13 protein-coding genes are annotated in these 16,411 nt (G+C 49.9%); 7 read left to right on the top strand and 6 right to left on the bottom strand.

What is annotated here, in order from left to right; translation table 11 throughout:
• The 4 genes from carB to BGX12_RS10990 form a co-directional block, all read right to left on the bottom strand.
• Positions 1 to 1,545: carbamoyl-phosphate synthase large subunit (carB, locus tag BGX12_RS11005; protein WP_109736105.1), on the bottom strand; the 1,545-nt coding region annotated here is incomplete at its 3' end.
• A 16-nt stretch (positions 1,546 to 1,561) separates the two neighbouring features.
• Positions 1,562 to 1,762 (bottom strand): hypothetical protein, encoded by a 201-nt coding sequence (locus BGX12_RS11000; RefSeq protein WP_109736104.1) that lies wholly within the window; start codon positions 1,760 to 1,762, stop codon positions 1,562 to 1,564.
• 223 nt (positions 1,763 to 1,985) lie between these two features.
• The gene (gene pyrG / locus BGX12_RS10995; protein ID WP_109736103.1) at positions 1,986 to 3,656 is read right to left on the bottom strand and encodes a glutamine hydrolyzing CTP synthase; all 1,671 of its coding nucleotides are present in this window, start codon (positions 3,654 to 3,656) and stop codon (positions 1,986 to 1,988) included.
• 460 nt (positions 3,657 to 4,116) lie between these two features.
• Positions 4,117 to 6,237: a glutamine synthetase III gene (locus tag BGX12_RS10990; RefSeq protein ID WP_109736102.1), complete on the bottom strand. Its 2,121-nt coding sequence runs from the start codon at positions 6,235 to 6,237 to the stop codon at positions 4,117 to 4,119.
• Between the two features lie 343 nt (positions 6,238 to 6,580).
• On the opposite strand from BGX12_RS10990, the gene BGX12_RS10985 reads away from it, so the two are divergent.
• The 3 genes from BGX12_RS10985 to hisB are packed head-to-tail and all read left to right on the top strand — an operon-like array spanning position 6,581 to position 8,702.
• Positions 6,581 to 7,150: a nucleoside triphosphate pyrophosphatase gene (locus BGX12_RS10985; RefSeq protein WP_109736101.1), complete on the top strand. Its 570-nt coding sequence runs from the start codon at positions 6,581 to 6,583 to the stop codon at positions 7,148 to 7,150.
• Positions 7,147 to 8,103: a RodZ family helix-turn-helix domain-containing protein gene (locus tag BGX12_RS10980; protein ID WP_109736100.1), complete on the top strand. Its 957-nt coding sequence runs from the start codon at positions 7,147 to 7,149 to the stop codon at positions 8,101 to 8,103. The genes BGX12_RS10985 and BGX12_RS10980 overlap by 4 nt, the downstream gene beginning before the upstream one ends.
• 14 nt (positions 8,104 to 8,117) lie before the next feature.
• The gene (gene hisB, locus BGX12_RS10975) at positions 8,118 to 8,702 is read left to right on the top strand and encodes an imidazoleglycerol-phosphate dehydratase HisB (protein WP_109736099.1); all 585 of its coding nucleotides are present in this window, start codon (positions 8,118 to 8,120) and stop codon (positions 8,700 to 8,702) included.
• Between the two features lie 479 nt (positions 8,703 to 9,181).
• On the opposite strand, the gene BGX12_RS10970 is transcribed toward hisB, so the two are convergent.
• Entirely contained in the window at positions 9,182 to 9,796 is a 615-nt protein-coding gene (locus BGX12_RS10970) for a hypothetical protein (protein WP_109736098.1), read from the bottom strand.
• Positions 9,797 to 9,884: 88 nt separating this feature from the next.
• On the opposite strand from BGX12_RS10970, the gene BGX12_RS10965 reads away from it, so the two are divergent.
• The 3 genes from BGX12_RS10965 (at position 9,885) to BGX12_RS10955 (ending at position 14,819) form a co-directional block, all read left to right on the top strand.
• Complete coding sequence (locus BGX12_RS10965; RefSeq protein WP_109736097.1) at positions 9,885 to 10,187, top strand: type B 50S ribosomal protein L31; 303 nt, start codon at positions 9,885 to 9,887, stop codon at positions 10,185 to 10,187.
• Between the two features lie 108 nt (positions 10,188 to 10,295).
• Entirely contained in the window at positions 10,296 to 11,201 is a 906-nt protein-coding gene (locus BGX12_RS10960; protein ID WP_109736096.1) for a hypothetical protein, read from the top strand.
• A 165-nt stretch (positions 11,202 to 11,366) separates the two neighbouring features.
• Entirely contained in the window at positions 11,367 to 14,819 is a 3,453-nt protein-coding gene (locus BGX12_RS10955) for an MFS transporter (protein ID WP_109736095.1), read from the top strand.
• 26 nt (positions 14,820 to 14,845) lie between these two features.
• On the opposite strand, the gene BGX12_RS10950 is transcribed toward BGX12_RS10955, so the two are convergent.
• Positions 14,846 to 15,985 carry an SGNH/GDSL hydrolase family protein gene (locus BGX12_RS10950; RefSeq protein ID WP_109736094.1) on the bottom strand — a complete coding sequence of 380 codons (1,140 nt, stop codon included), beginning with the start codon at positions 15,983 to 15,985 and terminating at the stop codon, positions 14,846 to 14,848.
• Between the two features lie 90 nt (positions 15,986 to 16,075).
• On the opposite strand from BGX12_RS10950, the gene BGX12_RS15535 reads away from it, so the two are divergent.
• Positions 16,076 to 16,222 carry a hypothetical protein gene (locus BGX12_RS15535; protein ID WP_158278226.1) on the top strand — a complete coding sequence of 49 codons (147 nt, stop codon included), beginning with the start codon at positions 16,076 to 16,078 and terminating at the stop codon, positions 16,220 to 16,222.
• The last annotated feature ends 189 nt before the right edge of the window (positions 16,223 to 16,411 follow it).

Here is a 16,411-nt window from a genome sequence, read left to right as displayed (position 1 = left end):
AAGTTCGATACGCTTTGCACGAACGTCCTTTTCACGGATGCCGAGGATCTTTGCGATGTACTTATCGCCGAAGCCGTCCTTCTTGGCCTGGATCAGGAGTTCGTCAGAAGGCATGCGACCCGGAGTCTTGAGCATCTTTTCTTCAAGTTCAACCAGTTCGCGCATCTGCTGTACGAAGTAAGCCTTTTCGTAAGTTGCTGCGAAGACTTCTTCGTCGGTTGCACCCTTACGGATGGCTTCGTACATCTGGAAGTGACGTTCAGAAGAAGCGGTCTTCATCATGTCGAGAAGTTCTTCCTTGGTCTTCTTGTTAAAGTCCTTAGCAAAGCCAAGACCTGCACGGCCGTTTTCCAGACCGCGGATTGCCTTCTGGAGGGTTTCCTTATAGGTCTTACCGATAGCCATGACTTCGCCCACAGCCTTCATCTGGGTGCCCAGGCAGTCATCAACGCCGCGGAACTTTTCGAATGCCCAGCGAGCGAACTTCAGCACAACGTAGTCACCGCTCGGAGTATACTTTTCGAGGGTGCCGTCGCGCCAGTAGTCCATCTGGTCGAGGGTCATGCCAGCAGCGAGCTTTGCAGAAACGAGAGCGATGGGGAAACCGGTTGCCTTGGAAGCAAGAGCAGAAGAACGGGAAGTACGGGGGTTGATTTCAATGATCACCACGCGGCCGGTCTTCGGGTCGTGTGCGAACTGAACGTTGGTACCGCCGATCACGCCGATAGCTTCAACAATCTTGAAAGCGTCGGTCTTCAGCTTTTCTTCAAGCTTCTTGTCGATGGTGAGGAACGGGGCGGCGCAGAAGGAGTCGCCAGTATGAACGCCCACCGGGTCAATGTTTTCGATGAAGCAGATAGCGATCATCTGGTTCTTGGAGTCACGAACCACTTCAACTTCCAGTTCTTCCCAACCGAGAATGGATTCTTCGATGAGGCACTGGTGAGTCATGGAAAGTTCAAGGCCGTTACCGCAAATGGTACGGAGTTCTTCAACGTTGTAGCAGAAGCCGCCACCTGCACCACCCATGGTGTATGCCGGGCGAACCACCACAGGGTAGCCGATTTCAGCAACGATCTTTTCGGCTTCTTCAACAGAGTGGCAAATGCCGGAGCGCGGGGTGTCGATGCCCAGCTGCTGCATGGTAGCCTTGAAGATTTCACGGTCTTCGCCGCGTTCGATAGCGTCCAGGTTTACGCCAATGACCTTCACGCCGTACTTGTCCAGAATGCCAGCCTTGTTCAGGGCAGAAGACAGGTTCAAGCCAGTTTGACCGCCGAGGTTCGGGAGCAATGCCTGGGGACGTTCCTTGGCGATGATCTGTTCCAAGCGTTCGAGATTCAGCGGTTCGATGTAAGTGGCGTCGGCCATGACCGGGTCGGTCATGATGGTTGCCGGGTTAGAGTTCACCAGCACGATCTTGTAACCCTGTTCACGCAGAGCCTTACAGGCCTGGGTGCCAGAGTAGTCGAATTCGCAAGCCTGGCCAATGACAATAGGACCAGAGCCGATGATGAGAACCTTATCGATACCTTCGATCTTCATTTTTTATCTCCGTGTGTTAACAACTAAAATTCGCGCGGTTTTTGCCGCATAAAAAGAGAGCTGAACCAAAAGGTCCAGCTTCAATAAAATCAACGATCTTGGAAATAGCGGAAACGGGAATGGCAGAAACAACATGGGAACCACAACCGGTGGTGTAGGTTCGCTTATTCATGTGCTTTACAATTTTTGCCATCTTCGCCAAACGCTTATTCTTCAAGGGTTAAACTTGTGCAAATATAGCTTTATTTACAAAAACTGAAAGGGCTTTGTGGGGCGTATTGCGCAAAAAATGAGCTACGATATTGTCGGCAAAAATCGCAATTTTTTATTGAAAAATTTGTAACTCGTTGATAGACAAGTAGATGTAAAAAAGACTGGCCCGAAGACCAGTCTTTTTATCAAGCAAGAATTTTATGAAGGTCGGCGTGCTTGTCGAACCACTACACCCGTTCATCGGCGGCCTTAAGCAGTCCGAGGAACAGCGGGGCCGGGTGAATGAGGGAGGACTTCAGTTCCGGATGGCACTGGCAGGCCATGAAATACGGGTGATCCGTCAATTCCATAATCTGCATGATGTCTTCGCCGGAAGCCTTGCCAGAGAAGATGAGCTTCTGGGCAATCTTTCCAGAGGGGTCACCAGCTTCGATCTGGGAGACGAATTCCGGATTCACTTCGTAGCGGTGGCGGAAACGTTCGCGGGCTACAGCGGAGCCGTAAACTTCCTGGGCCTTGGAGCCTTCCTTAATCAAAATGTCGTGACCGCCCAAGCGCATGGTGGCGCCCATGTCCTTGATGTGTTCCTGGCCAGGCAAGTAGGCGATGACAGGCATTTCCACATGGTAGGTGGCGCTTTCCATTTCAACGGTGCCAGCACCCTTCATTCCGCAAACGTTGCGGGCGAATTCCACCACAGAAAGCTGCATGCCGTAGCAAATTCCCAGGAACGGAATGTTGTTTTCGCGGACGTACTGGATGACCATGATCTTGCCTTCGATACCGCGGCTACCGAAACCGCCCGGAACGATGACAGCGTCGACGCCCTTCAAGGCCTTTTCGACGGAAATGGAACCGTTTTCAATCTTTTCGGTGTCTACCCAGCGGATGTCTGCGCGCAGGTCCAAGTGGGCGGAAGAATGGCGGATAGCTTCCACCACAGATGCGTAGGAATCTTCCAGAGCCATATATTTACCGCAAATAGCCACGGTCAATGTCTTACGGGGCGTTACGGAGTTGCGCTTGAGGGATTCCACCAGCTTGCTCCACTGATCCAATTTTGGCGGAGCATAAATATTCAAGCGCTTGGCGAGAATTTCGGGAATGCCTTCGGCATCGTAGACCAGCGGGCATTCGTAAACGTGTTGCACGTCCACACCGGAAATCACATGGTCCGCAGGCAGGTTGCAGAACAGGCCAATCTTTTCCTTCAGGTGGGGCTTGATATATTCTTCGCAGCGTCCGATAACAATTTCCGGATAAATACCCAGACGGTTCAGGTCGTGTACGGACATCTGGGTGGGCTTGGACTTCTGTTCATTTACGCCGCTAGGAATAGGCACGTAAGTAAGGTGAACGAACATGGCGTTGGTGCGGCCCACGTCGTGAGAAAGCTGACGGGCTGCTTCAATGTAGAACTGATTTTCCAAGTCGCCCACGGTACCGCCGATTTCGATCAGCAATACGTCTGCTTTTTCCTGGTCGGCAATGCGGTAGAACTGTTCCTTGATCAGGTCGGTGACGTGGGGGATGAACTGGACGGTGTGTCCCAGGTAGTCGCCGCGACGTTCCTTGTCCAGGATCATCTTGAAAATACGACCCATGGTAAGGCTCCAGTCCTTCTTGGCGGTCACATTCAAAAAGCGTTCGTAATGACCGAAGTCCATGTCACATTCGCCACCATCGTCCAGCACGAACACTTCGCCGTGTTCCGTGGGGTTCATGGTGCCCGGGTCGGTGTTCAGATAACCGTCGCACTTGACGGGAACCACCTTCATTCTAGCAGAAAGCAGCGCCCCGATGGACGCTGCCGCTACCCCTTTGCCAAGTCCGGAGATGACACCCCCGGTCACAATAATGAATTTCGTCTTGCCGTTATACTGGTACTGTAATGCCATAACAACTTACCTTGTGTTACAATATTTGTAATTACTTTCCTTTTACTGGCTATATATTGCAAGAACTGTGCCAAAATCCTAAGTTGGCCTTTTATAAGGCTTTGCAAGAATTGTAAAAACAAATTGAAAGAAATTGAATTACATAAAATGTAAAACCTGAGTTTTATGTTACAGATCGTGTAAACATTGTTTATGGGTGATGTCCATCTAGAATTTTAAAAGAAAAACGCCGCACCTGAGAGGTGCGACGCTTCCTTGCTCCTTTGACGCAACAGCCTAGCCTCGGTCATGCCGACAAGCTTGCTTGTCGTCGCGACTCTCGGCTTACGGTTGTTTTATGAGGTTCAAAAAAACGCCACGCATTCGCGTGACGTTTTTCATTATGAGGTTCAAAGTGTGCGCGATTAGTAGATGAAGTGGCATTGGGCCACCCACCTTCGACGGGTGGCCATGCTTTTCATTAGTAAATGAAGAGCATTTCGCGATACTTGGGCAGAGGCCACTGTTCGTCGCTGATGATGCCTTCCAGCTTGTCCACCACCTTGCGGAGGGATACCATAGCTTCCAGCTTCAGCTGATGCTTGCCAGCGATAGCCTTTTCCATGACCGCGATTTCCTCGACGAGGGCCTTGTAGCCTTCACCAAGTTCCTTGGCGTAACCGTCGACGGAAACCAGACCCTGGTTCACGGCCATTTCGTTGACCTTGAGAGCTTCGGAGTAAGCCTTGACAACCTGGGGGAGGACGATGCTCTTGGCCATGTCGTAAGCAACCTTGGCTTCGATGTCCACGCGCTTGTGGTAGTCTTCCAGGTTAACTTCGTAACGGGATTCCAGTTCCACCTTGTTGAACACGCCGTACTTCTTGAAGAGAGCAACGTTTTCCTTCTTGGTGAGAGCGGAAAGAGCTTCCATGGTGGTACGGATGTTGGGGAGACCGCGCTTTTCGGCTTCGGCAACCCATTCGTCGGTGTAGCCGTTGCCGTTGAAAATCACGCGCTTGTGTTCCTTGATGATGGACTGCAGGAGCTTCTGGAGTTCCTTGTGGAAGTTGGCCTTGGAAACCTTTTCCATCTTGTCGGCGATCATGTCGAATGCTTCGGCAACGATGGTGTTCAGGATAACGTTCGGTTCAGAGCAGGACTGGCTGGAACCCGGTGCACGGAATTCGAACTTGTTGCCAGTGAATGCGAACGGAGAAGTACGGTTACGGTCGGTAGCGTCACGGGGGAGCGGCGGAAGGATGTCGGAACCGAGCTTCATTGCACCGCCCTGCTTGCTGGACTTGGGTTCGCCCTTTTCCAGCTGTTCGACGACGTCAGCAAGCTGGTCGCCGAGGTACATGGAGATGATTGCCGGAGGAGCTTCGTTAGCGCCGAGACGATGGTCGTTGCCAGCGCCAGAAACGGACATTCTCAGCAAGTCAGCGTGGGTGTCAACTGCATAGACAACTGCGCAGAGAGTGGTGAGGAAGATTGCGTTCTGGTGCGGGTCCTTGCCCGGGTTCAAGAGATTGATCTTACCGTAGTTCACAGACCAGTTGTTGTGCTTGCCGGAACCGTTGATGCCTGCGAAGGGCTTTTCGTGGAGCAAGCAAACGAGACCGTTTTCGTCAGCGACGTTACGGAGGACTTCCATAATCTGCATGTTGTGGTCGCAAGCCAGGTTCACTTCTTCGAACATGGGAGCGAGTTCGAACTGGGCCGGAGCCACTTCGTTATGACGGGTCTTTGCCGGGATGCCCAACTTCCAGAGCTGTTCTTCAACTTCGTGCATGAAGTTCAAGATGCGAGCCGGGATAGAACCGAAGTAGTGGTCTTCCATCTGCTGGTGCTTTGCGGAAGGTGCGCCAAACAGAGTGCGGCCAGCCTGGTAAAGGTCCGGACGCTGGAGGTAGAACTTCTTGTCCACCAGGAAGTATTCCTGTTCTGCACCGAGAGTAACGGTGACCTTCTGCTTTTCAAGGCCGAAGAGACCCATCAAGCGGTCAGCAGACTTCTGGAGAGCCTGAATGGAACGGAGAAGCGGAGTCTTCTTATCGAGAGCTTCGCCAGTGTAAGAGCAGAATGCGGTGGGGATGCAAAGAGTTGCTCCGTTGCCGTGACGCTTAATGAAAGCCGGGGAAGTCGGGTCCCAAGCGGTGTAGCCGCGGGCTTCGAAAGTGGAACGGATACCGCCGGAGGGGAAGGAGGATGCGTCCGGTTCGCCCACGATCAAGTTCTTGCCGGAGAATGCCATGATGGCCTTGTCGCCTTCCGGTTCAAGGAAGGAGTCGTGCTTTTCAGCGGTAGAACCGGTAAGGGGCTGGAACCAGTGAGTAAAGTGAGTTGCGCCGCGGTCCATTGCCCACTTCTTCATGGCGTGAGCGACTTCGCCTGCGATGCTCGGGTCGAGAGCAACACCACCTTCGATGGTGGCGAAAAGCTTCTTGCAAACGTCCTTCGGGAGGTAAGCCTTCATGGCTTCGGAGTTGAATACGTCTTCTCCGTAAATGTCGATGGATGCCGGGCTTGCAGCCATGATGCCTGCTGCCGGTGCTTCTGCGATTTCAGTGATCGCACTCATTCTATACTGGTTGCTCATAATGAACTCCTATTTATGTTTTTTAAAACTCTTGAAGGTTTTACACCTTTTTGTTTTCGGCCTAGGTATCGCAAAAGCCGTGCCAATTTTTAGGAGTTGAAGCGAAACTTTGTAAAAGCCCTTTAATTTTACAGATTTTGCGGGAAATAAAATGTAAAACCCTGGCGGAACGAAAAAATACGGAATTTTCAAATTGTGATTCAGTTACAAAAATTGTAAATGTATTAAGTGGTGTTACATATTTTGTAAAATACGACGCAGGTTCTTAAATTTACGGAATTTTTGCAAAAAAACAGGTTTTCGAACTGGTTGAGGACCTTATGAACTTCCTATATTTGGCGCCATGAAAACACAGGTCGTTCTTGCTAGTGGATCTCCCCGTAGATCCGAAATCCTAAAACTCATCGGTGTAGACTTTCGAGTTGTAGTCTCTGGCGAGGAAGAAAAGCCTACCTCCACGAATCCGCTGGATTTTCCCAAGGAAAATGCTGCAATCAAGGCTCTTGCCGTTTCCCGTCAGGAAAAGGGCGAAATTGTGCTGGGCTTTGATACTTTGGTGTTCCTGGACGGTGTGCCGCTGGGTAAGCCCAAGAACGAAATGGATGCCCTCCAGATGTTACAGAAATTGAATGGTCGCGGCCATACGGTGATTACCGGCGTTGCCATTGCGAAGGATGGCGTCATCCTGAACAGTTCTGACGAGAAAACTGAGGTGATTTTCAGAAATAACACCAACGAGGAACTTCAGGAATATGTAAATTCTAAGGACCCGTTGGATAAGGCGGGTGCATACGGCATTCAGACTGCCGGTGCGCGGCTTATTAAAGCTATAAATGGATGTTATTACAATGTGGTGGGGTTGCCGGTGGCAAGAACCCTCCAGGTGTTGGGTGAAGCAGGAGTGCACGTATGAATTTTGTAGAAGACAAGATGTCTAATGAACGTCTCGGTGACTACATTGCCCGAATCCGTAATGAACGTGGCATGAGCCATCAGGACCTTTCCGCTGTGACTAAAATCACAGTTGCGTATTTGAAGGCTATTGAAGCTGGTGATTGGAAGGCTTTCCCGGTTGCAGCCTATGCTCGTGGTTACCTGAATTCTGTCAGTGCCAAGTTGAATCTGGATCCCAAGAAGGTTCTTGCTTGGTATGCCGAAGAAACTGGTGCTCAGACTGCGGATGAATTCCAGGATGTATCCAGCCACGAAAGAATTGCCCCGGTTGCTGAAGGCGAAATTAAGAAGGGTGGCAGCAAGGCTGTCACTATCGTGATTGCCTTGATTGGACTGGCATTCCTGGTCGCCTCTCATTTTCTGGATGTGACCAACTTTGATTTCATGAAGTCTGAACCTCCTGCCGAAAATCAGGTCGTGGCTGTGGATTCCATTGAACAGCCCGAAATTCCCGAAGGTGCAGAAAAGGTTGCCGTTGATTCTGTTCCTGTGGCGGAACCTGCAAAGAAGGATACTTCCGTGAAGTCCGTCAGTCAGGCTGTGGTCGATGAAGCCGTGAAAAAGTCCGATCTTCCGGCCTCCGCAACGATTTTCATCTCCTCTGACTCCAAGAAGGATTCTGTTGCCGAACCGACCAACAAGACAAACATCGAATTGATTGGCTCTGGCGAAACAACCTCCTGGGTTGGTATGAAGCGTCGTGAAAATTCTGACCGCTTCGTGAAGGAAGCTAACATTTCCAAGGCCGGCATGAAGATGGCCTACAACACCGAGGATACTCTGTTTGTGACCATCGGTGAACCGAGAGCAATTTCCAAGATGATCCTGAACGGTGTGGAAACCGCACTGCCCGAAGTTCGCTTCGGTCGCGTGGTGAAGTTCCGCGTTTTCGGCGGTCAGATTGTCAAGTAATTTGAAGGTAGACAATGCGTACTTCTAGCATCGCTCGTAAGACTAACGAAACTGATATCACCCTTACCCTGAACTTGGATGATTGCACTCCGGGCGTAATCAATTCCGGTAATGGTTTCCTGGATCACATGCTTAACTTGTTCCAGGTTCACGGTGGCTTCCATCTGGATTTGACCTGCAATGGCGATGTCCATGTGGATATGCACCACAGCATGGAAGATATCGCAATCGTGCTGGGTCAGGCTTTTGTAGAATGCCTGGGCGACAAGAAGGGAATTGAACGCTACGGCTTTTACTTTGTTCCTATGGATGAAGCTCTTTCCCGCGTGTGCATTGACTTCAGCAATCGCATTGGTTTTGTCTGGAACGTAAAGTTGCCCGCAGCTATGGCTGGCGGTATTGAAGCGAGTATGTTTGAACATTTCTTCAAGAGCCTTGCTGAAAATGCCCGCATGAACTTGCATGTGGAACTGTTCTACGGTAACGACAATCATCACTGCCTGGAAAGCATTTTCAAGGCTCTGGCTCGCGCCGTTGCTATGGCTGTCGCTCCTAGCCGAAACGTGAAGGGCGTGCCCAGCTCCAAAGGCGTTTTGTAGATGCAAAGGGGCTCTGCCCCTTTGGAATCCCCGGAAAAAGGAATGTGCTATCACAGACTGCGTCTGTTCGGCGCATCCTTTTTTTGTTTGAGGGGAAGCGTAGCTTCCTCCTCAAAAATGTCGAGATGTGAAATTGGGTGAGGTGTGGATGCAAAGGGGCTCTGCCCCTCTGGACTCCCCGAAAAAAAGGAATGCGCTATCACAGACTGCGTCTGTTCGGCGCATCCTTTTTTTGTTTGAGGGGAAGCGTAGCTTCCTCCTCAAAAATGTCGAGATGTGAAATTGGGTGAGGTGTGGATGCAAAGGGGCTCTGCCCCTCTGGACTCCCCGAAAAAAAGGAATGCGCTATCACAGACTGCGTCTGTTCGGCGCATCCTTTTTTTGTTTGAGGGGAAGCGTAGCTTCCTCCTCAAAAGAAGAATAGCCCTGAAGTTGGATACTTCGAGGGCTAATTTTTGTTCGTGAGGTCTGTGCCTGGGTTATAATTTCGGGAGTTTGACCTTGTCGCCTGCGTTGAGATTTTCCAGATTCAGCCCGGGGTTAACGGACTTGAGCTGGCTCATGACAAAGAAGCGGGGGAGGGTAAGGACTGCGGAACCATAGGTTCGGCGAAGCAGCTTCATCACGTCGTCGCCATCGTTGGCTGATGCCATTTTGTAGAGACCTGCATTGTTGGGGTCGGACTGAAGTTTTGCCAGGCCGTTTGTAAAGCGATCGGCGAAGGCTTCTGCGCTGTTGTCGGACTTAGTTTTAATACTGGCAGTGTTTGCCTGAGGATTATTGGCCCTGGACTGTTCTGCCTTCTTCTTGGAATCGGTCTTGGATTTGCTGTCCTTTTTGCCTGTGACCTGGGGTGGCAGTTTGAAGATGGGCGCCTCATGGGCGTTCATGGAAATGCTGGTGGAGATTTCCTTTTGCTTTTTAATGGGTTCTGCTGCCAGGATGGAATCTAGACTTGCAATATAGGCTTCGTCGGGCCATTCCTCAAGGACCACTTTCTGGTCTGTCACGATGTACTTTGCCACGGTTGTGTCGTTACCGCAGGCACAAAGCATGGTGATAGGCAGTGAAAAAAGCATAAACTTTAGATTCATAGACCAAAAATACTATATTTGACTTGCCAAAAAGAGGGTTTTCTTCTAAATTTGGTCAATCAACTTATAACTTCACAGGAAGTAAACAATGAAAGACGGTATCCACCCTAACTATCAACCGGTCGTGTTCGTCGATGCGAATACGGGTAAAGAATATATCACCCGCTCCACGAAGTCTTCCGCCGAAAAGAAGACTATCGATGGTGTAGAATACAGTGTGATCTCCCTCGAAATTACTGCAGATACTCATCCGTTCTGGACTGGTAAGCAGCATCGTGTGGATACCGCTGGTCGTATCGATCGCTTCAACAAGCGTTTCGCTGGCAACATCACTGGTGCAAAGCGCAAGACCCGCAAGGCTGCTCCGGCTGCCAAGGAAGAAGAAGCTTAATTACCAGGCAGTTTCGCCAAATAATTTTGATTTTTCAGAAAAACCTTCCACCAAATGGAAGGTTTTTTTTTATACTTGAGAAGTCTTAAATTTTAAAAGGAATACAATATGAAAAAACAGCTTATTCTGGGTGGCGCAGCTCTCATTGCTATGGCCATGACTGGTTGCGAAAAGACTGGTACTATTGATGGTCAGGTTATCGACGCTTTCACCGGCAAGAACATTGAAGTTCCCACCGTTTGGATGCCCAACACCACTTTCGGTACTCACAGCCCCAAGTACCAGAAGGACGAAGTAAAGAGCCAGGAAATCCGCACTGGTAAGTTCACTTTCGAAAACGTTCCCGTTGGTAAGTATCAGATTAGCGCAAAGCGCGCTGGTTTCGTAAACAGTAAGTATGACATCGAAACCACCGAAGAAAATCCGAACCTCACCGTCACTCTGTACGAATACGACAACAAGATTGATCCGGGTCTGTACAAGACCAAGACCGAAACTCCGGAAAAGATCTCCAGTGGTGACTGGGTGAACTACCGTCTTGACTGCGGTGACGCTTCCGTTGCTGGTTTCAACCTGAACATCCCCGATCTGTCCAACGCTCCTAAGATTCCGGGCAAGGTAGACAAGAAGCCCGCAAAGAAGGGCAAGAAGGGTAAGGCCGCTCCGGCAGCAGCTGCACCGGCTAGCAAGATGCTCGCCCTCAACGCACCGCGTGTGGTGGATGCAGGTCTCGACGTTCTCTTCGTGAACGCAAGCTCCGTAACTACTCCGCTGATCGCAGTCTCCTATCCGGCTGTTGAAGGCAAGGTTGCTGATCATAAGGACTGTAAGGGTGTTACCGCCGACGAAAAGACCGCTCTCTTCGCCGACGTTGCCAAGAAGGTTGACCTGAAGGTTGAATACCGTGCAGAAAACCTCTACTCCATCTCCGGCAATCTGCCGAAGGGTAAGCAGATCATCCGCCTGTCTCAGGACGGCAAGACCCTGCAGACTTACTACTTCGAAGTCAAGTAAGGCTTTCGTCGCGATTGCAAACGCCAAAAATCTGCTAAAAGCTCTGGCTTTTGAGCTCGATAGCGTTTTCGTTATCGAGTTCTTTTTTTTGTAACCATAAATAGACGTGCTTTTGGTCTTGTCCTATTTATTTTAATCATGGAACTTTTTATCTAAGGTTTTTTAATGAAGAACATCAGAGGCGTGCTTCCCTTTCTTGGTATAGTCTTTTCCCAGGTAGCTGCTGCTACGGTTGTCATCTCCTTGATGGAATTGATTCTTAATCGTCTGAATCATTTTTCAACTGCATCCTGGCAGTTCTATCTGATACATGTCCTGATTTTGTTGCCATGTGCAATACTGATTACGCCATCGGGTTATTGTTCCGACAAGTATCCTAAGGAAAAGGTCCTACGAATTACGTCTATCTTGCTATTCCTGGTGACCTTCGCCTTTGTGGGGGGCTTTGCCATCGGTAACGTAGCTCTCAGTATGGTTGCCTTTGCCTTGTTCTTCTCCTTGCAGGCTATTCAATCTACGGCAAAGAATGCCATCATCAAGGAACTGGTAGGGGTAAAGTTCCTTAGTGTAGGGACCAGTAGTGCTTACATGGTGACCTTTGTCAGCTTGATTGTGGTCGCAGGCCTTACCGCCTTTGGTTTTGAAATGCTGGCGCCTGCATCCGCAGTCGATTTTACTCAGTTGGCTCCGACCCTTATGCCTATAGCCGCTTCTGTTGCAGGGCTTGAGTTGCTTAGTATTCTTTTCTCCCTGGGGCTTCCCTCCATCGGTTGTTACGATGCGGAAATGAAGTTCCCCTGGAAACGTTATTATAACTTGGGCTACACTCGCCGCAAGCTTCGCAAGGCATGGTCCAATCGTTCCCTCCGTCAGTCCATTATTGGTCTGTCCATGTTCTGGGTCATGATTTTCCTGCTGCTCTTTGTTGCTCGCGATATGTTCAGTACCGGCTCCCTCTTTAGGGAAGATAGTTCCGTGAACTACGCCATTGTAGGTGTGGTGGCAGGCCTTATCGTCGGTTGTTATTATGCTCGCCGCATGTGCAAGCACTTTGTGGAAATGGGGCTGATTCCCATGGGTACCGCTGGTGCTGCCATCCTGATTTTCCTTATTCCCTTTATTCCTCGTCCTTACAATTCCATTGCCCTAGCATTGCTAGGATTCTGTGGTGGTCTGTACGTGATCCCCATGTTCACCATGCTGATCTACAACACCAAGCCCCGCTCTGCTGGACATGTGCTTGCCATTAGCAATGGCGTCCAGAATTTGTGTATTCTGATTTTTTATTTCCTGGTTACCTGCTTTATGAATTTTATGGGCGTATCCCGCATGAATCTTTTCTTTGTGCTGGGGATTGTTTGCCTTGCTGCGACTGTGTGGGCCTTGTGGGCGATGCCCCAGACTTTACTTCGCCAGCTGATGCGTTCTGTACTTTCTGTTCATTATAAATTCCTGGTTCATGGTGCTGACTTGATTCCTTGGGAAGGACCAGTTCTCTTGGTGGGTAACCATATTTCCTATATCGACTGGGCTTTGATCCAGATGGCTAGCCCCCGCAGGCTGCGTTTCGTCATGACGAAACGTCCCTTCGAGAAGTGGTATATCCGTCTGTTGCTGAGCCAGATGAATACCATCGATCTGGATATTGAAAATCCTGAAAAGGCGATGGCGGATGCTCATGATGCACTCCTTCGTGGAGAAGCTGTGGTGATGTTCCCGGAAAATGTTATGACGTCTACGGGTAACATGAACCGTTTCCGCCTGGATTATTCTTCTGCCCTCAAGGACGTCCCTAAGGTGAAGTTGATGCCGTTCTACGTTCAGGGCTTGTGGGGGAGTGCCTTTTCACAGGCTGATGACGGCTTGAAGCAACTGGTCCATTCCGGCGGCCGCATCATTACAGTATCTTTTGGGGAAGAACTTCCTTTGGATGCAAGCCCGGTGGCTGTAAAACGCATGGTGCAGGAACTTTCCATTACGGCCTGGGAATCATCCATCCGTCAGTTGCGCCCGCTGCCTTCTGCATGGATCCGTACAGTAAAACAATACGTGAAGAGTGGTCCTGCCATTTATAGCCTGGATGGAAACCATTTCTCCGGATACAAGCTTGCTACAGCCGTATTTTCTTTCGGTGGCTTGGTTGAGAAGCTGACCAAGGGTGAAAAGAACGTGGGGCTTCTGATACCTCCTTCAGCTCCTGGACTCATGATGAATATGGCTTGCCAGATCAGGGCAAAGACCGTTCTAAACTTGAACTATACCAATACTCCAGACGTGATGAATTACTGTTGCGAAACCGCAGAAGTAAAAACCATCATTACGGCAAAGGCTTTTATTGACAAACTGAAGCAGAAAGGTCTGGACATGGATTCTCTTCTGAAGAATTACAAGGTCTACTATATGGAAGACCTGAAGGGAATGCTGAAGAAATCTACCCTGGTCCTGAATTTACTCCGCACGGTGGCTTTACCTGCCTGGTACCTGGAAAAGCGCTTCATTAAGAAGGTTTCTTTGGATGACGTGGCTACCATTATCTTTAGCTCTGGTTCCGAAGGGCGCCCCAAGGGAGTGGAGCTAACCCACTTCAACTTGATGGGCAATATTAAACAGTGCGAAAGCGCCTTGAACTTGGTTGCTTCTGATGTGTTCCTGGGAAGCCTTCCCATGTTTCATGCCTTTGGCTTCTGCGTGACGACGATGCTCTGCATGGTGGAAGGTGTGCCTGTGGTACCTGTTCCGGATCCTATTGACGCACGTCTTATTGGCCGCGTCTGCGCCCAGTACAAGGTTTCCATCTTGCTCGCTACTGGTACATTCCTGCGTATGTGGGGCGTCAGCAAGTATGTACATCCCTTGATGTTCTCCCATGTACGTAACATCTTTGCCGGTGCAGAAAAAATTCGAGAGGATGTCCGCCAGCTGTATAGAACCAAATTCAAACTGGAAATCTTTGAAGGCTTTGGCTGTACGGAAACCACTCCTGTGTCTGCAGTAAATACCAAGGACGTTTTGATGGATGACTGGAAGACGGTGCTACAGGGCAATAAGCCTGGTACTGTAGGAGCTCCGCTGCCGGGAACTCAGTTCCGTATTGTGGATACTGATACGATGGAGGAATTGCCAGTCGGTGAAGATGGATTGATTCTAGCTGGTGGTGCCCAAATTATGAAGGGTTACCTGAAAGATCCAGAAAGAACTAGCCAGGCTATTGCTGTGATTAATGGAAAACGTTGGTACAAGACCGGCGACAAGGGGCATGTGGATGAAGATGGCTATTTGACCATTGTGGATCGCTATAGCCGATTTGCAAAGATTGGCGGGGAAATGGTTTCCCTGGGGTCTGTAGACTTCAAGATTTCTGAAACTAATTACTTTGACGGTGTGGACCACTTTACCGTACCTGTTCCCGATGGCGCCAAGGGCGAAAAGATTGCCCTCTTGTTCGCCGGCGACATTACGGAAGATGAAGCCAGGGATCGTATCCGTCAGGTTGGCCTCCCGCCACTGATGGTTCCAGCTTATGTGATTAAAGTGGATGACCTTCCCAAGCTGGGTTCCGGCAAGAGCGATTTCCAGACCGGTAAGAAAATAGCTAAGGAACGTCTGGGCCTGTCCTAATGTTTGTATTTAAAATTATTAATGGCTTATTGAAGAATTTTTAAAGCTGCTGCAGCCATGGCCTGATAGGCTTTTTCGCTGGGATGGAGGTGGTCTCCGGAATCAAAACCTTCTGCAAATTTCTTGTGGTCAGCACCATCGCGGACGGCTTCGTCGAAGTCTACGCAACCGTCGAATTCGCTGGACGTTCTCAACCATTCGTTAAAGGCGTTACGGATGACGTCGCGGTTTTCGTTATAGGTGCGCCACCCGAAAATGGGAAGCAACGTGCCGCTATAAACTTTAAGGCCCAGCTGGCGGGCGTGCTTGATGTAAATGTCCTGAACGCCTTGGATTAAATCCTCGGTAGTGGGCATGTCACTCCAGGGGCGGAACTTGTTCACCTCCACGCCAACGGGATGGATGATGTCGTTAATGCCGTGCTGGATAATGACTGCGGATGCACCTGCCACATTCAACTCGATGGGGAAGCGGGTGGCGCCTTTCAATCCGTAGGCGGCGTAGGTAATGCAGTTGTATTCACGGAGGATGCGGGTGCCACTGACGGCCCGACGGATGATGGACACGTTGCGCTTCCCTGCGTTCCAAGCCTCAAGGGCCAGGTAGTCGGGCCAGCTTTGTGCGGTAATGGAGTCGCCGAAACAGACCAGTGCGTGATTGGATTCCTCCGTCAGAACGTCCACGGTGTTGAGGAAATAGAACCAGTTGGTATTGCGGGTCAGTTCTGCGGGGAACTCTTCTGCAGTTGCGTAATTGCCGTAGGTGTATTTACCGGAAGAAAGCGGACCTGTAATGAGGGTGCCGGCGTTCATTTGTGTGTAACCTGCGAAATATAGGCTCACATTTACGGTTTCGCCTGCGGTGACATCAAAAGGAATTTCGTCACTTTGGATTTCCTTTCCCGGCTGGATGGATACGCTTGTATTTTTGTTGAACGTAATCATTACAGGCGCTTGGGAATTGCGGCATACAAAGGCGCTTGTCACCTCTACAGGTTCTGTACCGGTCAGGTTTGAAAAACGGAAACGGAGCTTGCTTCCGGAAAAGCAGATGCGGATGGGGTAGCGTAGGGTAATGTCCTTTGCGTAAACTGCTGCAGTGCGGTCCGTGATGGAAGTTGCGTTTCCCCAGCAGGCGACCCATTTGGTGTATTTAGTTTCGGACATTTTTCACTCCGTCTGTATTTGCGGGAAGCCCGCGTTTGACTGCCCAAATTTAGTTTTTTATCTTTGGAACGTAAATTTGAAGGTTTGATTATGAACGACGAAGAAAAGAAAACTTATCGCGAAGTGATGCCTGGTGAATTGCCTTGCGAAGAACCTGATTGCGATGGCGTCATGGTGGTGGATCCTGATAACAGCTACAAGTTCACCTGCGACAAATGCGGACATATTAAGGATTAAAAGGGACTAGGGCATTTTAGGGGCTAGGGCATTTTAGGGGCTAGGGGCTAGGTTCTAGGGGCTAGGGCCGCAGGATGCAAGTGCTTGTGATTTTGAGGAAGTTTCGTCTTTAAATAGCCCGATGGAGTATTCTTAATATCCCTAATCACTATCCCCTGAACCCTATACCCTAAAATCTCTGGATTCTAG

It is taken from the genome of Fibrobacter sp. UWR4 (assembly GCF_003149045.1).
Lineage (GTDB): Bacteria > Fibrobacterota > Fibrobacteria > Fibrobacterales > Fibrobacteraceae > Fibrobacter.
This window is presented reverse-complemented; position numbering and strand designations above follow the sequence as displayed.

Coding starts and splice junctions, on each gene's coding strand:
- BGX12_RS10990 (WP_109736102.1), bottom strand. CDS start 6,237: ATGAGCAACCAGTATAGAATGAGTGCGATCACTGAAATCGCAGAAGCA.
- pyrG (WP_109736103.1), bottom strand. CDS start 3,656: ATGGCATTACAGTACCAGTATAACGGCAAGACGAAATTCATTATTGTG.
- BGX12_RS10980 (WP_109736100.1), top strand. CDS start 7,147: ATGAATTTTGTAGAAGACAAGATGTCTAATGAACGTCTCGGTGACTAC.
- BGX12_RS10970 (WP_109736098.1), bottom strand. CDS start 9,796: ATGAATCTAAAGTTTATGCTTTTTTCACTGCCTATCACCATGCTTTGT.
- BGX12_RS10950 (WP_109736094.1), bottom strand. CDS start 15,985: ATGTCCGAAACTAAATACACCAAATGGGTCGCCTGCTGGGGAAACGCA.
- hisB (WP_109736099.1), top strand. CDS start 8,118: ATGCGTACTTCTAGCATCGCTCGTAAGACTAACGAAACTGATATCACC.
- BGX12_RS10965 (WP_109736097.1), top strand. CDS start 9,885: ATGAAAGACGGTATCCACCCTAACTATCAACCGGTCGTGTTCGTCGAT.
- BGX12_RS10960 (WP_109736096.1), top strand. CDS start 10,296: ATGAAAAAACAGCTTATTCTGGGTGGCGCAGCTCTCATTGCTATGGCC.
- BGX12_RS10985 (WP_109736101.1), top strand. CDS start 6,581: ATGAAAACACAGGTCGTTCTTGCTAGTGGATCTCCCCGTAGATCCGAA.
- BGX12_RS15535 (WP_158278226.1), top strand. CDS start 16,076: ATGAACGACGAAGAAAAGAAAACTTATCGCGAAGTGATGCCTGGTGAA.
- BGX12_RS10955 (WP_109736095.1), top strand. CDS start 11,367: ATGAAGAACATCAGAGGCGTGCTTCCCTTTCTTGGTATAGTCTTTTCC.